At 72.5% G+C, this 16,063-nt stretch carries 12 protein-coding genes; 5 read left to right on the top strand and 7 right to left on the bottom strand.

All coding sequences use genetic code 11. From position 1 onward, the window contains the following. Positions 1-7: 7 nt before the first annotated feature. From poxB to C4T42_RS01155, 3 genes are all read right to left on the bottom strand, one after another. Positions 8-1,735 (bottom strand): ubiquinone-dependent pyruvate dehydrogenase, encoded by a 1,728-nt coding sequence (poxB, locus tag C4T42_RS01145; RefSeq protein ID WP_020091019.1) that lies wholly within the window; start codon positions 1,733-1,735, stop codon positions 8-10. Positions 1,736-1,781: 46 nt separating this feature from the next. Continuing rightward, positions 1,782-3,239, bottom strand: coding sequence for a class II fumarate hydratase (gene fumC, locus C4T42_RS01150; RefSeq protein ID WP_026604601.1), 1,458 nt, complete (start codon positions 3,237-3,239; stop codon positions 1,782-1,784). Positions 3,240-3,508: 269 nt separating this feature from the next. Continuing rightward, complete coding sequence (locus tag C4T42_RS01155) at positions 3,509-4,963, bottom strand: CoA transferase (RefSeq protein ID WP_042670792.1); 1,455 nt, start codon at positions 4,961-4,963, stop codon at positions 3,509-3,511. 75 nt (positions 4,964-5,038) lie between these two features. Between C4T42_RS01155 and C4T42_RS01160 the strand changes: the two genes are divergently transcribed. After that, entirely contained in the window at positions 5,039-6,172 is a 1,134-nt protein-coding gene (locus C4T42_RS01160) for a citrate synthase (protein ID WP_103984611.1), read from the top strand. Positions 6,173-6,239: 67 nt separating this feature from the next. Here C4T42_RS01160 and C4T42_RS01165 read toward each other — a convergent pair whose 3' ends face one another. Continuing rightward, a complete protein-coding gene (locus C4T42_RS01165; RefSeq protein ID WP_020091015.1) occupies positions 6,240-7,103 on the bottom strand; it encodes a class II aldolase/adducin family protein in 864 nt (287 codons plus the stop codon). A gap of 129 nt (positions 7,104-7,232) precedes the next feature. On the opposite strand from C4T42_RS01165, the gene C4T42_RS01170 reads away from it, so the two are divergent. Together C4T42_RS01170 and C4T42_RS01175 are read left to right on the top strand one after the other, a co-directional pair. Continuing rightward, entirely contained in the window at positions 7,233-8,141 is a 909-nt protein-coding gene (locus C4T42_RS01170) for a LysR substrate-binding domain-containing protein (protein WP_020091014.1), read from the top strand. Positions 8,142-8,359: 218 nt separating this feature from the next. Further along, positions 8,360-9,721 (top strand): SAF domain-containing protein, encoded by a 1,362-nt coding sequence (locus tag C4T42_RS01175; RefSeq protein WP_020091013.1) that lies wholly within the window; start codon positions 8,360-8,362, stop codon positions 9,719-9,721. Positions 9,722-9,725: 4 nt separating this feature from the next. On the opposite strand, the gene C4T42_RS01180 is transcribed toward C4T42_RS01175, so the two are convergent. Further along, a complete protein-coding gene (locus C4T42_RS01180; protein WP_020091012.1) occupies positions 9,726-10,640 on the bottom strand; it encodes an AraC family transcriptional regulator in 915 nt (304 codons plus the stop codon). A gap of 85 nt (positions 10,641-10,725) precedes the next feature. After that, complete coding sequence (locus C4T42_RS01185) at positions 10,726-10,956, bottom strand: hypothetical protein (protein ID WP_012321783.1); 231 nt, start codon at positions 10,954-10,956, stop codon at positions 10,726-10,728. Positions 10,957-11,508: 552 nt separating this feature from the next. Between C4T42_RS01185 and C4T42_RS01190 the strand changes: the two genes are divergently transcribed. After that, positions 11,509-12,825: an HlyD family efflux transporter periplasmic adaptor subunit gene (locus C4T42_RS01190; protein WP_026604600.1), complete on the top strand. Its 1,317-nt coding sequence runs from the start codon at positions 11,509-11,511 to the stop codon at positions 12,823-12,825. Further along, the gene (locus C4T42_RS01195) at positions 12,822-14,966 is read left to right on the top strand and encodes a peptidase domain-containing ABC transporter (protein WP_020091010.1); all 2,145 of its coding nucleotides are present in this window, start codon (positions 12,822-12,824) and stop codon (positions 14,964-14,966) included. Before C4T42_RS01190 ends, C4T42_RS01195 begins: the two co-directional genes overlap by 4 nt. A 19-nt stretch (positions 14,967-14,985) precedes the next feature. Here C4T42_RS01195 and C4T42_RS01200 read toward each other — a convergent pair whose 3' ends face one another. Next, on the bottom strand, positions 14,986-15,945 hold the full coding sequence (locus C4T42_RS01200; RefSeq protein WP_042675645.1) for a helix-turn-helix domain-containing protein: 960 nt from the start codon (positions 15,943-15,945) through the stop codon (positions 14,986-14,988). Between the last annotated feature and the right edge of the window lie 118 nt (positions 15,946-16,063).

Raw genomic sequence — 16,063 nt, forward strand, 5'->3', positions numbered from 1 at the left:
GGGCGCCTCAGCGCCAGAGGTTGGTCTTGGCGAGGTCGATGATCTCGGTGCCGCGCCCGTCGATGACGGCTCGGGCGAGCCACATCCCGAAGCCCGTCACCTGCTCGAGGCCGACCTTCGGCGGCATCGACAGCTCCTGGCGGGCCGACACGACGTCGAGCAGCGCCGGGCCGTCATGCGCGAGCATCGCGGCCATCGCGTCCGGCAGCGCGGCCGGATCCTCGACGCGCCGGGCGAAGATGCCGGCCCCGCTCGCCATGGCGGCGAAGTCCGGGTTCACCAGCTCGACGCCGGTCTCGAGGAAGCCCGCCGCCTTCATCTCCATCTCGACGAAGCCCAGCGTGCCGTTGTTCAGCACCACGATCTTCACCGGCAGCTTGTGCTGGTTGAGGGTCAGCAGGTCGCCCATCAGCATGGCGAAGCCGCCGTCGCCGGAGAACGAGATGATCTGCCGCCCGGGATAGGCCGCCTGCGCGCCGATCGCCTGCGGCAGGGCGTTGGCCATCGAGCCGTGGTTCAGCGAGCCGATCAGCCGGCGCTTGCCGTTCATGGCGAGGTAGCGCGCCGCCCAGATCGTCGGCGTGCCGACGTCGAAGGTGAAGACCGCGTCCTCGGAGGCCGCCTCGCTGAGTGTCCGGGCGACGTATTGCGGGTGGATCTTGCCGCCGGGCTTGCCGACCGCCAGCGCGTCGAGCCCGGCGCGGGCCTTGCGGTAATGGGCGAGGCTGTCGTCGAGATGCGCCCGGTCGGTCTTCGCCTGCAGCTTCGGGAGCAGCGCCGCGATCGTCTCCCCGACGTCGCCGATCAGGCCGAGATCGATCCGGCAGTGGCGCCCGAGGCTCCCGGCCCGCAGGTCGACCTGCGCGACCTTGGCGTCGTCCGGGTAGAACTGGCGGTAGGGGAAGCCGGTGCCGAGCAGCAGCAGGGTGTCGCAGTCGAGCATCGCCCTGTAGCCCGACGAGAAACCGATCAGGCCGGTCATGCCGACGTCGTAGGGATTGTCCCACTCGACGTGCTCCTTGCCGCCGAGCGCGTGGACGACCGGCGCCTTCAGCGCCTCGGCGAGTTGCAGCAGCTCCGCGTGGGCGCCGGCGCAGCCGCGGCCGCAGAACAGGGTCACGCGCCCGGCCGCGTTGAGCATCCCGGCGAGCGCGTCGAGGTCGGCCTCGCGCGGGCGCACCACGGGCGGGGGCGGCACCAGGGCGGCCGAGAGCTCGGGCGCGTTCCCCGGCATGACCATGAGGCCGACATCGCCGGGGATCACCACGACGGCGACCCCGCGCTCGGCGACGGCGACGCGGATGGCGGTCTCCATCACGCCGGGCAGCTGGGCCGGCGAGGAGACCAGCTCGCAGTAGTGGCTGCATTCCTGGAACAGGTTCTGCGGGTGCGTCTCCTGGAAGTAGCCCCGGCCGATCTCCGCCGAGGGAATCTGGGCCGCGATGGCCAGCACGGGCACGCGGGAGCGGTGCGCGTCGAACAGGCCGTTGATCAGGTGCAGGTTGCCCGGCCCGCAGGAGCCGGCGCAGACCGCGAGCTCGCCGGTCAGGTGCGCCTCGGCGCCGGCCGCGAAGGCGGCGCTCTCCTCGTGGCGCGTGTGGATCCAGGCGATCGAGCCGTCCTGGCGCAGGGCCTCGGTCAGGCCGTTGAGGCTGTCACCGACCACGCCGTAGATGCGCTTCACGCCGGCCTGCGCCAGCGCCCGGACGAACAGATCGGCGACCTTCGTGCTCATGGTATCTCGCTCAGCTGAGGGGGCGGACGAACGGTCCCGGCGCGCTTCAGGCGCCGGCCAGCCCGTGGCCGATCATGGTCCTGGGATCGCACACCGCGTCGAAGCGCTCGGCCGGGACGCCCTCGGCCAGGGCGGCCGCGCGCAGGGTCGTGCCCTCGTCGTTGGCGCGGTGGGCGATCTTCGAGGCGAGGTCGTAGCCGATCACCGGCGACAGGGCCGTGACCAGCATCAGCGACTGGTTCACGGTCTCGTCGATCCGCGTCCGGTTGAGTTCGGTGCCCTCGACCGAGTAGGTCCGGAACTTCTCGCAGGCGTCGCCCAGCACGCGGATCGAATGCAGCGTGTTGTTGATGATGATCGGGCGCATCGCGTTGAGCTCGAAGTTGCCCTGCGAGCCCGCGAAGGCGACCGCGTTGTCCTCGCCGATCACCTGGATGCAGACCATCACCAGGGCCTCGCACTGGGTCGGGTTGACCTTGCCGGGCATGATCGAGGAGCCCGGCTCGTTGGCGGGCAGCAGCAGCTCGCCGAGGCCGCAGCGGGGCCCCGAGGCGAGCCAGCGCATGTCGTTGGCGATCTTCATCAGCGCGACCGCGAGCCCGCGCACCGCCGCCATGGCGGCGACCATGGCGTCCAGCGACCCCTGCGCGGCGAACTTGTTGGGCGCCGTGACGAACGGCTTGCCGGTGAGATCGGCGATCCTGGCGGCGATCTCCGCGCTGAACCCCTCCGGAGCGTTGAGGCCGGTGCCGACCGCGGTGCCGCCGGCCGCCAGCTTGTACAGCCCGGCGCGCGACGCCTCGACGAGGGCCAGCGCGTCGCGCATCTGCGCCACGTAGCCCGACCATTCCTGGCCGACGGTGAGCGGCGTCGCGTCCTGCAGGTGCGTCCGGCCGGTCTTGACCACGTCCATCCAGGCCCGCGCCTTGGCGTCGATCGCGTCGGCCAACGCCCGCGCCTTGGGGAGCAGGACCTCGTCGAGTTCGAGCACCGTGGCGACGTGCATCGCGGTCGGGAAGGTGTCGTTCGACGACTGGCCCATGTTGACGTGGTCGTTCGGGTGGACCGGGCTCTTGGAGCCGAGCACACCGCCGAGGAGCTGGATCGCGCGGTTCGACAGCACCTCGTTGACGTTCATGTTGGACTGGGTGCCGGAGCCGGTCTGCCAGACGTAGAGCGGATAGTGCGCGTCGAGCTTGCCGGCGATCGTCTCGTCGGCGGCCTGGACGATGGCCTGCGCGCGCCAGTCCTCCAGGCGGCCGGCGGCGGCGTTGACCAGGGCGGCGGCCTTCTTGACGTAGCCGTAGGCGTGGTAGACCCGCTTGGGCATGCGATCGTCGCCGATCGAGAAGTGCTGGAGCGAGCGCTGCGTCTGCGCGCCCCAGTAGCGGTCCGCCGGCACGTCGATCCCGCCCATCGAGTCCGTCTCGTGCCGCATCCCGGTGGCGGCGATGCCGATCGGAACGTCGCGCAGGATGGGGTGGCCCGGGGCAGACTCGTTCATCGTCATCCTTCTCGGTGTCGGACCGTCTGGCACAGTGCGAGACGGGTTCGGCGAACCGGGTGCGCTTTGACGTAAACGGTGGTATTATTTTCGGTCTTCGGTCGATATGTGCAGATTTTAAGAAGACTGACTATTAAATCTTCACTTAAACCTAGTATTAAAAACGCCGACAAAACGCATTACAGATCATGAAGGCGAATTGCCAGATAACATAGATCGGTGTCAAGCGTTCCGCCGCGCGGAGGCTGCAAAAACATTCCCGCGATTGGTCAATTTATAGCGCTTCTGCTCCCCGGAGCGGCTTTCGAGCCGGACAAGCGCGCGCCGCCGAAATGTCTGACTTGTGCGGCCTCCGCCGTGCCGAGATCGCAGGCCGGGCGATCCCACCGCAGCGGCGCGCCCTCGATCCGCACGGGCGCGTGCAGCCGGAGGGCAGGTCCCCACGCCGTGTCCTCGATCTCCGGGGCGTAATCCGCGTCCCGATATCCGCCGAAGGCGGGCCCCGGCGCGCTGCCGGGATGGTCCGTGAGCAGGCGCGCGGTCCGGGCCAGGGAGAGCCGCGCGATGACGGCGTGCCCGTCGCGCTGCCGGGCGATCAGGCCTCGCACGGCCGCCGCCGCCATCAGGTAGCCGGTGGCGTGATCGAGCGCCTGGACGGGCAGCGGCACCGGCCGGTCGGCCTGTTTCCACCGCTGCCCGGCCGCCGCGATGCCCGTCGCCATCTGGACGAGGCTGTCGAAGCCGCGCCGTCCGGCCCAGGGTCCGGTCCAGCCGTAGGCGCAGAGCGCGACGTCGATCAGGTCCGGGTTGAGTGCCCGGCGTCGCGCCGCGCCGTAGCCGAGCCGCTCCAGGGCGTCCGGGCGGTACCCGTGCACGAGGATGTCGGCCTCGGCGAGCAGGGTCTCGAAGTGCCGGCGGTCGTCGACCTGCCGGAGGTCGAGGCGCGTGCAGACCTTGCCCAGGGTGACGTCGGGCGCCAGGGACGGTTCGTCCCAGCCGGGCGGGTCGATCCGCAGGACGTCGGCCCCGAGGCCGGCCAGGACGCGCGTGGCCACCGGCCCGGCCAGGATGCGGGTCAGGTCGAGGACCCGGATCCCCGCGAGGGGACGGGCCGGGTCCGGGCGCCACGGCGACCGGTGCTGGACGGGCCGTTCCGCGACCGCCACGAGGGGCTCGGCCCGGACCGCCCGGCCCTGGTCCAGGCCTTCCCAATCGTCCGGACCGCGCATCGCCGCGGCGCAGCCGCCGGCGCGCAGGATCGCCCCTTCCAGGTCCTCGGCCGCCGTGCGGGCCACGGCGGCCGTGACCGCCTCCCGCTCGCCCGGGCAGTCGAGGATTGCGAGGGCGGCGGCGCGGTGATGGGGCGCGTTGGTGTGCAGCCGGATCCAGCCATCCGCCGCCTGGTAGTCGCCGGCGATCGGGTCCCAGGCGGCCGGCAGCGTCCAGCCCTGCGGCCGCACGGAGGTGCCGAACCACGCTGAGGCCAGGTGCCGGTCGACCGTGACGGCGGGCGCGGGGCCGGACAGGCCGAGGAGTTCGGAGACGGCGAGGCCGGCGGCGCCGATCGACGCCGTCGCCAGCGCGGTGACCGGGAAGCAGGAGGGCAGGCTCCCGGTGCCGGTCACCGCCAGCCGGTCCCCGGCCTCGGGCGGCAGCGCCAGGGCGGCCAGCGCCTCCGCGAGGATCGGCGCCAGGGCGTAGTGGTCGGCGTGTCGTTCGCGCATGGTCCCGGCCCTCGATCGGTTCGCGCAGGCTGCCGGCCATCGACGGATCGATCAATCTTGATACATCTGATCAACATGACGGAATGGCTGGACCGCGCCGAAGCCCTCGACGCCCTCGGGATCCGGGCCCAGACGCTCTACGCCTACGTCAGCCGCGGGCTGATCGAGGCGCGGCGGGCGCCGGGCCGGCGCCACAGCCAGTACCGGGCTGCCGACGTCGCGACGCTCGCCGACCGGCGCGGCCGGAGCCGCGCCAGCGCAGCGATCGCCGCGGGGGCCATGGCCTGGGGCGAGCCGTCGGTCGTCACCGCGATCAGCACCGTCCACCGGGGCAGCCTGATCTATCGCGGCCGCGACGCCGTGGCGTTCGCCCGCGACGCGAGCCTGGAGGCGACCGCCGACCTCCTGTGGGACAGCCCGGAGGCGACGCTGTTCGACGTTCCGGCCGACGCGGCCGCGACGCCGTTCCTGGCGCTGGCCGGGCTTCTGCAGGAGGCCGAGGCCGCGCTGGGCCGCGGCCACCACCGCCTGTGCCGCGACGCGCGCCGCGCCGTCGCGCATCTCGCCGCGTCCTGCGGCATCCCCGAAGGCCGGGCGCCCCTGCATCAGGGCCTCGCGCGGCTCTGGTCCCTCGATGCCGCGACCGCCGACCGGGTCCGCCAGGCGCTGGTGCTGCTGGCCGACCACGAACTGAACGCCTCGACCTTCGCGACCCGGGTCGCCGCCTCCACCGGCGCGCCGATCGCGGCCTGCCTCATGGCCGGGTTGAGCGCCCTGTCGGGACCGCGCCACGGCGGCGCCGCGGCGGCGGTGCTGCGGCTCGTCGACGAGGCCGCCGCGACGGGCCCGAGGGCGGCCGTGCGCGCCTGCCTGGATCGGAGCGGCGCGCTGCCGGGCTTCGGCCACCCGCTCTACCCGGACGGCGACGTCCGCGCCGCGGCCCTGGGCGCGGTCCTGCCCGCCGACCCCCTGCTGGACGCCGTCCGGGACTGCGCCGAGGCGGCGACGGGGGCGCGGCCGAACATCGACTTCGCGCTGACGGCGCTCGTCCGGACGGCGGGCCTGCCGCGGAGCGCGCCGTTCACGATCTTCCTGCTCGGCCGGAGCCTGGGCTGGGCGGCGCACGCCATGGAGCAGGGCCGCCAGGGGACGCTGATCCGGCCGCGGGCCCGGTACGAGGGGCGGCGCAGCCCGGCGGACCGCCCATAGCGAGAGGGCCGGCCTCGCGGCCGGCCCTCGATCTGTCGCGGCCCCCCGCGCGGGGCGGGCGCCGGCCTCAGGCGAACATGTCGGGCTGGGTCTCGGCGATGTGGCTGTACAGCGTCTGGAAGTGCAGCCAGCCGATGTAGTCGCTGCCGACGTGCTCGCGGCTGTAGCGGGCGGTCTTCTCCGACAGGAGCTGCGGCTTGATGCCGGAGGCCTCGACCAGGAGCTGCTGCTGGCAGGCCCGCTCCAGGGCGATGAACCAGAAGGCCGCGTCGTCGATGCTGTGCTGCGAGCAGGTCAGCAGGCCGTGGTTCTGGTGCAGCACGCCGCGGTTGCGGCCGATCTGCTGGGCGACCGACAGGCCGCTCTCCTTCTCCACCGCCACGGCGCCCGCCGAGGCGCCGATCACCGCGTGGCTGTTGTAGAAGGCCGCCGCGTCCTGGCTGATCATCTCCAGCGGTCGGCCGGTGGCGCACCACGCGGTGCCGTAGGTGGTGTGCGCGTGGCACATCGCCATGACCTCCGGGTACTCCTCGTGCACGGCGGCGTGGAGGACGAAGCCCGCCCGGTTGATGGCGTGGCGCCCCTCGACCACCCGGCCCTTGTGGTCGGCCAGGATCAGGTTCGACATCCGCACCTGCGAGAAGTGCACGCACATCGGGTTGGTCCAGTACAGCTCCGGACGCTCCGGGTCGCGGATCGTCAGGTGGCCGGCGAAGCCGTAGTCGAAGCCGTGCATCGCGAAGGCGCGGCAGGCGGCCACGAGGTGCTTCTTGCGGTAGTCCCGCTCCTCGGCGTGGTCGGCGAAGTCCGGGATCTCCGGGAAGATCAGGCCGGCCTGCTCGGGCTGGTAGATCGAGGTCCGCCTGCGGCCGGCATCGTCGTTCGGCAGGTCGAGGGCGACGGCCGCCTCGTGGGCGTGATCGTCGAGCATGGCGTCTCCTTTCGTCGGGGTACGGACCGGCCCGCCGATCGCGTCGTGGCCGGCACTATCCTGCCGGATCCGCGCGTTGACAAACGACGATTTTTCACGCTTTCCATGAATTCAATTCACGGATTGCGCATGCGCCGGATCCCGAGCTTCTCCGCCCTGCGGGCCTTCGAGGCGGCCGCGCGCCTAGGCAGCTTCGCCCGCGCCAGCGCGGAGCTGCACCTCACGCCCTCGGCGGTGAGTCACCAGATCCGGGCGCTGGAGCGCTGGTTCGGGCGCGCCCTGTTCCGGAGGGCGAACCGCCAGGCGCTCCTCACCGCCGACGGCCAGCGCCTGCTGGCCGGGCTCTCGAGCGCCTTCGACGCGATCGAGGCGGTCTGCGCCGACCTCAGCCCGCCGTCGCCCGCGTCGCTGGCCGTGCACTGCACGCCGAGCTTCGCGGCGAAGTGGCTCGGGCCGCGGCTCCCCGCCTTCGTGGAGGCGCATCCCGGCATCGCCATCCGCCTCTCCACCAGCGCCGACCCGGTGGATCTCGGGCGGCACGAGGAGATCGACATCCTGATTGCCTACGGCCGGCCGCCGCACGGGCCCGGCCTGACCGTCGAATCCCTCGGCCCGGAGGAGATCGCCGCCCTCTGCGCGCCGGAGGTCGCCCGGGCCGCGCAGCCGGACGCGGCCGGATCGATCGGGCCCTTCACCCGGCTCGACTCGTCCTTCAGCCCCGTCCGCTGGCCGGACTGGTTCGCCCATAACGGCCTACCCTTGCCGACCGGGGCAGCCGGAGCGGCTTTCGACCGGGGCTCGCTGGTGATCTCGGCGGCCGTTCAGGGGCTCGGCGTGGCGCTGGAGACCCTCCGGTTCGCCCGGGACGAGCTCGCCGCCGGGCAGCTGGTGCGCCTCGGCGGCGATCGGGTCGCGAGCCTGACCCGCGACCTCCACTTCATCTGCTACCGCGAGCGCGACGAGGCCCTGGAGAAGATCCGGGCCTTCCGGCACTGGCTCCTCGACGTGGAGGCGCAGAGCCGGACCGAGGCGGCCTGAGGCGGCCCGAGGCGGCCCGAGGCGGAGAGACCCGATCCCTCACCCCGCCCCGCTCCCGCACGGGAGAAGGGAGCGGCGCGTCGCCCGAACAGACCCCCCGTCTTTTTATTCGGTGGGCCTCAACGGCATCGGGAACCGCGCTAGGTCCCCGTCCAACGACGCGGCGAGCGCGGCGGGGTCCGGTCCCGACCGCGCGCCACCCAGGGAGAGAACGCCCCATGTCCCTTTCCGCCAAGCTGCAGCGGCGCGCCGACGAGGGCCGGCCCGTCCGGGTCGGGCTGATCGGGGCCGGCAAGTTCGGCTCGATGTACCTGTCGCAGGCGCCGCGCACGCCCGGCATCCACCTCGTCGCGGTGGCCGACCTGTCGCCCGACCGGGCGCGCGAATCGCTGCGCCGGGTCGGCTGGGACGATTCGCGGTTCGCCGCGCGGGGGCTGGAGGAGGCCGCGCGCGGCGGCACGACCCTCGTGACCGAGGATGCCGACGCGATGATCGCGAGCCCGTTCGTGGACATCGTCATCGACGCCACCGGCAGCCCGGCCGCCGGCATCCGCCACGCGCTCAAGGCCTTCGCGCACGGCAAGCACATCGTCATGGTCAACGTCGAGGCCGACGTGCTGGCCGGGCCGCTGCTGGCGCGCCGGGCGGCCGAGGCCGGGGTGATCTACTCCATGGCCTCTGGCGACCAGCCGGCGCTCATCGCCGAACTGGTCGACTGGGCCCGCACCATCGGGCTGGAGGTGATCTGCGCCGGCAAGGGCACCAAGTACCTCCCGGCCTACCACGCCTCCACGCCCGACACGGTCTGGGGCCATTACGGCTTCAGCGAGAGCCAAGTCGCGGGCGGCGACTTCAACCCGCAGATGTTCAACTCCTTCCTCGACGGCACCAAGTCGGCGCTGGAGATGGCCGCGGTGGCCAATGCCTGCGGGCTCACCCCGCCGCGCGACGGCCTCGCCTTCCCGCCCTGCGGCGTCGACGACCTGCCGAGCGTCCTGAAGCCCGCGGCGGATGGCGGCCTCCTCACCGAGCGCGGCACCGTCGAGGTGGTCTCGTCGGTGGAGCGGGACGGGCGGCCGGTCTTCCGGGACCTGCGCTGGGGCGTCTACGCGGTGTTCGAGGCGCCGAGCGCCTACGTGCGCGACTGCTTCGCGCAATATGGCCTCAAGACCGATTCGAGCGGCCGGTTCGCCGCGACCTACAAGCCCTATCACCTGATCGGGCTCGAGCTCGGCATCTCGGTCGCCTCCATCGCGGTCCGCGGCGAGGCCACGGGGGCGACGGGCGACTGGCGCGGCGACGTCGCCGCGACGGCCAAGCGCGCGCTGCGGGCCGGGGAGCGGCTCGACGGCGAGGGCGGGTTCACCGTCTACGGCAAGCTGATGCCGGCGGCGGATTCCCTGGCGCAGGACGCCCTGCCGATCGGCCTCGCCCACAACATGGTCCTGAAGAACGACGTGCCCGCGGGCCGGGCCGTGCGCTGGAGCGACGTCGCCTTCGACGCCGATCAGGAGGCGATCCGCGTCCGGCGCGAGATGGAGGACCTGTTCCGCGGGGCGGCGGGGCGGGCTGCCGGGTAGCGCCTCAGGCGCGCCGGCCGGCCGTGCGCCCGGTCGGCGAGCGCCCGACGAGCTTCCGGAACGTGCGGCTCATGGCGCTGGCGCTCGTGAAGCCCGATCGCGCGGCGACCTCCGCCATCGATCCCGCGCCGGAGCGGATTAGGGCCTCGGCCCGGCCGACGCGCTCGCGCATGATGTACTGGTAGGGCGTGACCCCGGTGGTCTGGCGGAAGGCTCGGATGAAGTAGCCCTCGCTGAGCCCGACGATGCCGGCCAGGGCGGAGACGGTGATCTCCCGGTCCAGGTGCTCCCGGATATACGCGCAGGCCCGCCCGGCCTGCGACGCCGAGAGGTCGGGCGCCGCCGACCGGCCCGGAGCGCGCGCGGCGACGACCGAGCGCAGGATCGCCAGGTGGAGGCTCTCGATCAGCAGCGCGTCGGGCGACGGGTCGTCCCGGTGCGCGCAAGCCAGCGCGTCGAGGATGTGCCAGGTGCTGCGGCAGGCGCGGAGATCGCGCCCGTCCGCCGCGAAGGCGATCTTGCCGATCGGCGCCTCGGCCAGCCGCTCGACGGCGGCGGCCGAGAAGGAGAGGACGCGGCCGGCATACGGGCCCTCCCAACGGGTCGTGCCGTTCAGGCCGGGACGCCGGACCAGCAGGCCTTCGCGCTCGGTCAGCCGCGCCGCGACCTCGTAATCGACCGCGTGGTGCGCCCCCGCGGGCTGCGTGCTGGCGGCGACCTCGAGGCCGGTGACCGCGTGCGTGCTCCACCCGCCGGTGGGGAAGCGGAAATCGATGAAGGCGACCTCCGGGAGGCCGCGGTCGCTCGGTGCGTAGCAGGTCAGCTCGGGGCGGCCGGAGAGATGCCCGGTGCTGCCGCTCGTTGCGTACGCGATCGTCTCGGCTGTGGTCGCGGCTGAACTCTCGGCTGTGCTGTCCATGCGGGCCCGTGATTCCGGTGTCGTCGCGGTCACGCCCCGCGACGGAGGAGGGCGGCCCCGCGGCCGCCCTCCCGGTGTCAGACCGTCAGCGCAGGGAGCCGGTCACGCCGCCGACGACACCGCCGACCGCGCCGAGCACGCTGCCCACCAGGCCGCTCACCAGACCGCCGACCTGGCCCACGACCCCCGAGACCGCACCGAGCTCCTGGCTCGCGTCGACCCCGAGGCCGACAGTGAGGCCGACCCCGAGGCCACCGCCGACCTGGTCCAGCTCGGCGGCGCTCAGCTCGCGGACGGTATCGATGCTGTCCTGCATGATCGTTCTCCAGATTGAGATTCAGGTAGAAGGTTATTTGCTTCGATCTATTGCCTGATCGTAGCGTCTAGGCGCCTTGGACGTCGGCACCTGCCTTTAGGATTACAGAGATGTGCTTCGTGTCAATCGGTCATGGCCAGCCGATAATGCTCGCGGACGATCGAGCCCGGCCAATGCGCAAAAACTGACAGGCCTTGTCTTTCCCAGGCCGCGCTCCAGACGCTGTCGGCACCGCGGCCGCCCGCGCTGCGAAGCGGCGCGTCTCACCGCGTCTCACGCCGTCGAGTTTTCGCAACGCAGCACGCGATGATGCAAAAACTGACGTCCTGCTGCGCTGCAAGGCAAGCTCGACGGCGAATTGGAATAAGCCGTTGGAAATCAGACGGTTTTCAACGCAGGCGCGACGTTCTGACGCGGGCAGGATTATTCAAAATTCGCCGTGTCGGCAAGTGTTGACATGAAACTCCCGCGATGCGACCGAGTAAGGTGGCAAATGCGCTGAGCATTGTCCTCGAATACGGCTGTCTCCTTCAGGAAGGTTGCTTTCTCCGGGTGCCAAGTCCGCTCTTTCGACTTGAGGTTATAGAGGCGCGACGCAACGCGTGGCTGGGCGAGGCGCAGATCATCCAGCCTCTGCCGGTCCGCATCGTGGCCGCGGCCTGCGTGATCATGGTGGCGGCGGTCGGCCTGTATGCCTGGCAGGGCACCTACACGCGCCGCATCCACGCCGTCGGCCTTCTCGCGCCCGATATCGGGCTGATCAGCCTCGCCAGCCCGGTGGCGGGGCGCGTCGGCTCGACCGGCGTCCGCGAGGGCGACAAGGTCGCGCGCGGGCAGCTCCTGTACACGATCGACCTCGACGCCGTGTCGGCGAGCGGCCCCACGCAGGAGCGCGTGATCGCCGAGCTGGAGCGCCAGCGCCAGAGCGTCGAGCGGCAGCGGACCGCCCGGGCCGATCTGGCCGGCACGGAGCGGCAGGCGCTGCGCGAGCAGGTGGCGAATCTGAGCGAGCAGTCGGCCCAGCTCGCCAAGCAGATCGACCTGCAGGACAAGCTGGTTCCGCCGCTCCGGGCGCGGGTCGAGGAACTCGCCGACGCCGTGGCGCGCGGCTACGCCCGCGCCGCCGACTTCCAGAGCCAGAACTACCTCTACATGCAGGCGAGCGCGCAGCTCGCCCAGTTCCAGCAGAGCCGCCTCCAGATCGACGGCAAGCTCGCCGAGACGAAGTCCCAGCTCGCCGCCTACGACGACCGGTTGGCCCGCGACCTCGCCGACCTCGACCGGACCGCCGCCCAGCTGGCGCAGCAGAAGGCCGAGAGCGAGGCGCGCCGCGCCATCGAGGTCCGGGCGCCCGAGGCCGGGACCCTGACGTCGATCCGCGCGCAGGTCGGCCAGACCGTGGCGGCCGGGGCGACGCTCCTGACCCTGCTGCCGAGCGCCGGGCGCCTCCAGGCCAACCTGTTCGTCGATTCGTCGGCCATCGGCTTCGCCGAGGCCGGCGCGCCCGTGATGCTGCGCTACGCCGCCTTCCCGTTCCAGCGCTTCGGCCTGCACCGCGGCGTCGTCACCGAGGTCACGCGGGCGCCGCTGGGCAGCGACGACGCGCCCGACTTCGCGCGGCGCGCCGCCGCCCGGGGGGAGGGGACCGACCTCTACCGCATCGTGGTCCGGCCCGATTCCGACACCGTGCTGGCCTACGGCGAGCGGCGCAGCCTCGAGGCGGGCATGCGCGTCGAGGCCGACATCGCCCTGGAGAAGCGGTCGCTCTACCGCTGGCTGCTCGATCCCGTGACGCATGTCCGGGAGAGCCTCGCCCTCGTCACGCGCGGCGGCCTCGACGCCCTGCCGGTCCGGAAGGCCGCCCCGTGACGGCGCCGTCCCTCGCCGCCCGGCTGGATTTCGGGCTCCGCCGCCGGGTGCCGGTCGTCCTCCAGGCCGAGGCCGCCGAGTGCGGCATGGCCTGCCTCGCCATGGTCCTGGCCTATCACGGGCGCCAGATCGACCTCGCGACGCTGCGGCGGCGCCATCCCCTGTCCCTCAAGGGCATGACCCTGCGCAACCTGATCGACCTCTGCGGCGCCCAGGGCCTGACCGCCCGCGCGCTCCGGGTCGAGCTCACGGACCTGCCCCGCCTCCGGTTGCCCTGCATCCTGCACTGGGGCCTCAACCACTTCGTGGTGCTGACCCGGGTCGAGCGCGGCGGCCTCGTCATCAACGATCCGGGCCGCGGCCGGCGGCGGGTCAGCCTCGCGGAGGCCTCGCGGGAATTCACCGGCGTCGCCCTGGAGGCGGTGCCCAATCCGGGCTTCCGGCGCGAGCGGGCCGCCCCGGGCCTGCGGCTGCGCGACTTGTTCCGCAACATGGCCGGCATCCGCGCCGCCCTGGCCCAGGTCCTGGCCCTCTCCCTCGGGATCGAGCTCGTCGCCCTCCTGATGCCCATCGCCTCGCAGGTCGTCATCGACGAGGTGATCGTGAACGCCGACCACGATCTGCTCCTCGTGGTGGCGATCGGCCTCGCGCTGCTGCTGCTGCTCCAGCTCGGCCTCAGCATCGCCCGCACCTGGGCGATCATGCTGGCCGGAACCCGGCTGAACTACCAGTGGTCGGCCGGCCTGTTCGACCACCTGTCGCGGCTGCCCCTCGACTACTTCGAGAAGCGCCATGTCGGCGACGTGATCTCGCGGTTCGGCTCCCTCGCCACCATCCAGAAGGGCCTGACGACCGATCTCGTCCAGGCCATGCTCGACGGGCTCATGGCGGTCGGCATGCTGGTGATGCTGACGGTCTACGGCGGCTGGCTGGTCGCCGTGGTCCTGGCCTCGACGGCGCTCAACGCGGTCCTGCGGGTCTTCGCCTACGGCGCCTACCGGGAGGGGAGCGAGGAGGCCCTCGTGGCCGAGGCCCGCCAGCAGACGCACTTCATCGAGACGGTCCGCGGCATGGCGAGCGTCAAGCTCCTCGACCTGCGCGAGCGGCGCGGCGGCGCCTGGATGAACCACTTCGTCACGGCCCTGAACGCCCGGCTGCGGCTGCAGCGCCTCGACCTCGTGTTCGGCCGCGCGAACGAGTTCCTGTTCGGCCTCGACCGGCTGATCCTGCTGGTGCTCGGCGCCCGCGCGGTCATCGGCGGCTCCCTGTCGCTCGGCATGCTGGTGGCGTTCCTGGCCTATCGCGACCAGTTCGCCACCCGGATCGGCAGCCTGATCGACGCGTGGTTCAAGCTGCGCATGCTCGACGTGCAGACCGACCGGCTCGCCGACATCGTGCTGTGCGAGCCCGAGGAGCAGGATCTCGCCGCCGGGGCGCAGCCGGGGGCGCCCCCGGTCGTCGCCCTGAAGGCCGGAACGCTCGCCGGCGCGGGCCTGGCGCTGCGCTACGGGGCCGACGAGCCCTGGATCTTCCGCGGCGTCTCGCTGTCCGTCCGGGCCGGCGCGTGCTTCGCGATCACCGGTCCCTCGGGATGCGGCAAGACCTCGCTCATGAAGGTGATGATGGGGCTGACGCCGCCCAGCGAGGGGATCGTCACCGCCGACGGCCAGGACATCCGCACCGCCGCCGGGTCCTACAGGCGCCGGATCGCCGGCGTGATGCAGAGCGACGGCCTGTTCGCCGGCTCGATCGCCGAGAACATCGCGGCCTTCGACGAGCATCCGGACGCGGGCTGGATCGCCGAGTGCGCCGCCCGGGCGGCGATCCTGGACGACATCCGCCGCATGCCCATGGGCTTCGAGAGCCTCGTCGGCGACATGGGCTCGACCCTGTCGGGCGGCCAGAAGCAGCGCATCGTGCTGGCACGCGCCCTCTACCGGCGGCCCGAGATCCTGTTCCTCGACGAGGCCACGAGCCACCTCGACGAGGCCACCGAGGCGGTGATCGCCCAGGCCCTGCGCGACCTGCGGATGACGCGGGTCATCGTCGCCCATCGCCCGGCGACGATCGCCCACGCGGACGCGGTGTTCGATTTCCCCGCCCAGGTCCGCGACCGGGCGGATCTCGCCGCCGCGGGCTGACGCGCCCGACGCGCTTCGCCTAGGGGAGCGCGGGCCGCAGGTCGCCCGGGGCCAGGCCGAAGCGCTTGCGGAAGCCGCGGTTGAAGGTCGGCACGTCGGTGAAGCCGCACGCGTAGGCGATCGAGGCGATCCGCATCTTGTCGTCGCGGCGGGCCTCGAGGCGCCGGCGCGCGAGGTCGAGGCGCGCGTCGCGGATCGCCGCCGCGATGCCGCCGGTCTCCGCGAAGGCGCGGTACAGGCTGGTCCGGGAGAGACCGAGCGCGCGCTGGATGTCCTGCGGGTTCAGGTCGGGGTCGTGCATCCGCCGCGCGATGTGGGCGCGGGCGAGCGACACGACGGCCGCCTGCGAGACCGCCTCCGGATCGCCGCGCCGGGCCGCGCCGTCGACGAGGTGGCCGAGGAGGTGGAGCACGCCCTCGACGGCCGCCTGCGCCTCGTCGGCGGACATCCAAGCGACCGAGCCGGCCACCCCGCGCAGCCGCGCCCGGACCTCCGCCCCGGCCGGGAGCGGGCCGAGGCTGCGGCCCGCGAAGGCGTCGGCGTCGCCGACGAAAGCCTCGAACATCTTGCGCGGGACGGCGAGGCGGATCTCGCCGTAGGCGCTCTGGGTGCCGGCCACCAAGGGCCGGTTCCGCGTCAGGAAGCTGATGTCGCCGGGGGTCAGCTGGGCCCCGCGGCCGTTCTGCTCCTGGTAGCCGACGCCGTCGAGCGCGAGGCCGATCACCACCATCCCGCGGGCGTTCCGGTCGACGTGGCGGGAGCGGAACTCCACCGCGACCGGGCTGCTCACCGTGTGGGTCAGCGACCAGCCGGCCGAGGCCACGCTCAGGCGCTTGGCCGCGAAACGCTCCCGAGGGTGCCGCCGGCCGATGTCGCCGAACCCGGCCAGGGCCGTGCAGCGCCAGAACTCGAAGGCCTGCTTGGGGTCGACGTGGCTGGTCGTCTCGACGAGGCTCGGGACGAGCACCGGGCTAGACACGTGTGACACCCCCGGCGTGCCCGGCGGTTCCGTCCGGCTGCCTGCGCAACTTTATCGTGTGAATCTTGCCAGATTGGCAACCGACGCCATCCGGCGCGGCGCCGCGGGTCGGAGACCC

Source organism: Methylobacterium sp. 190mf, from assembly GCF_900107945.1.
Taxonomy (GTDB): domain Bacteria; phylum Pseudomonadota; class Alphaproteobacteria; order Rhizobiales; family Beijerinckiaceae; genus Methylobacterium.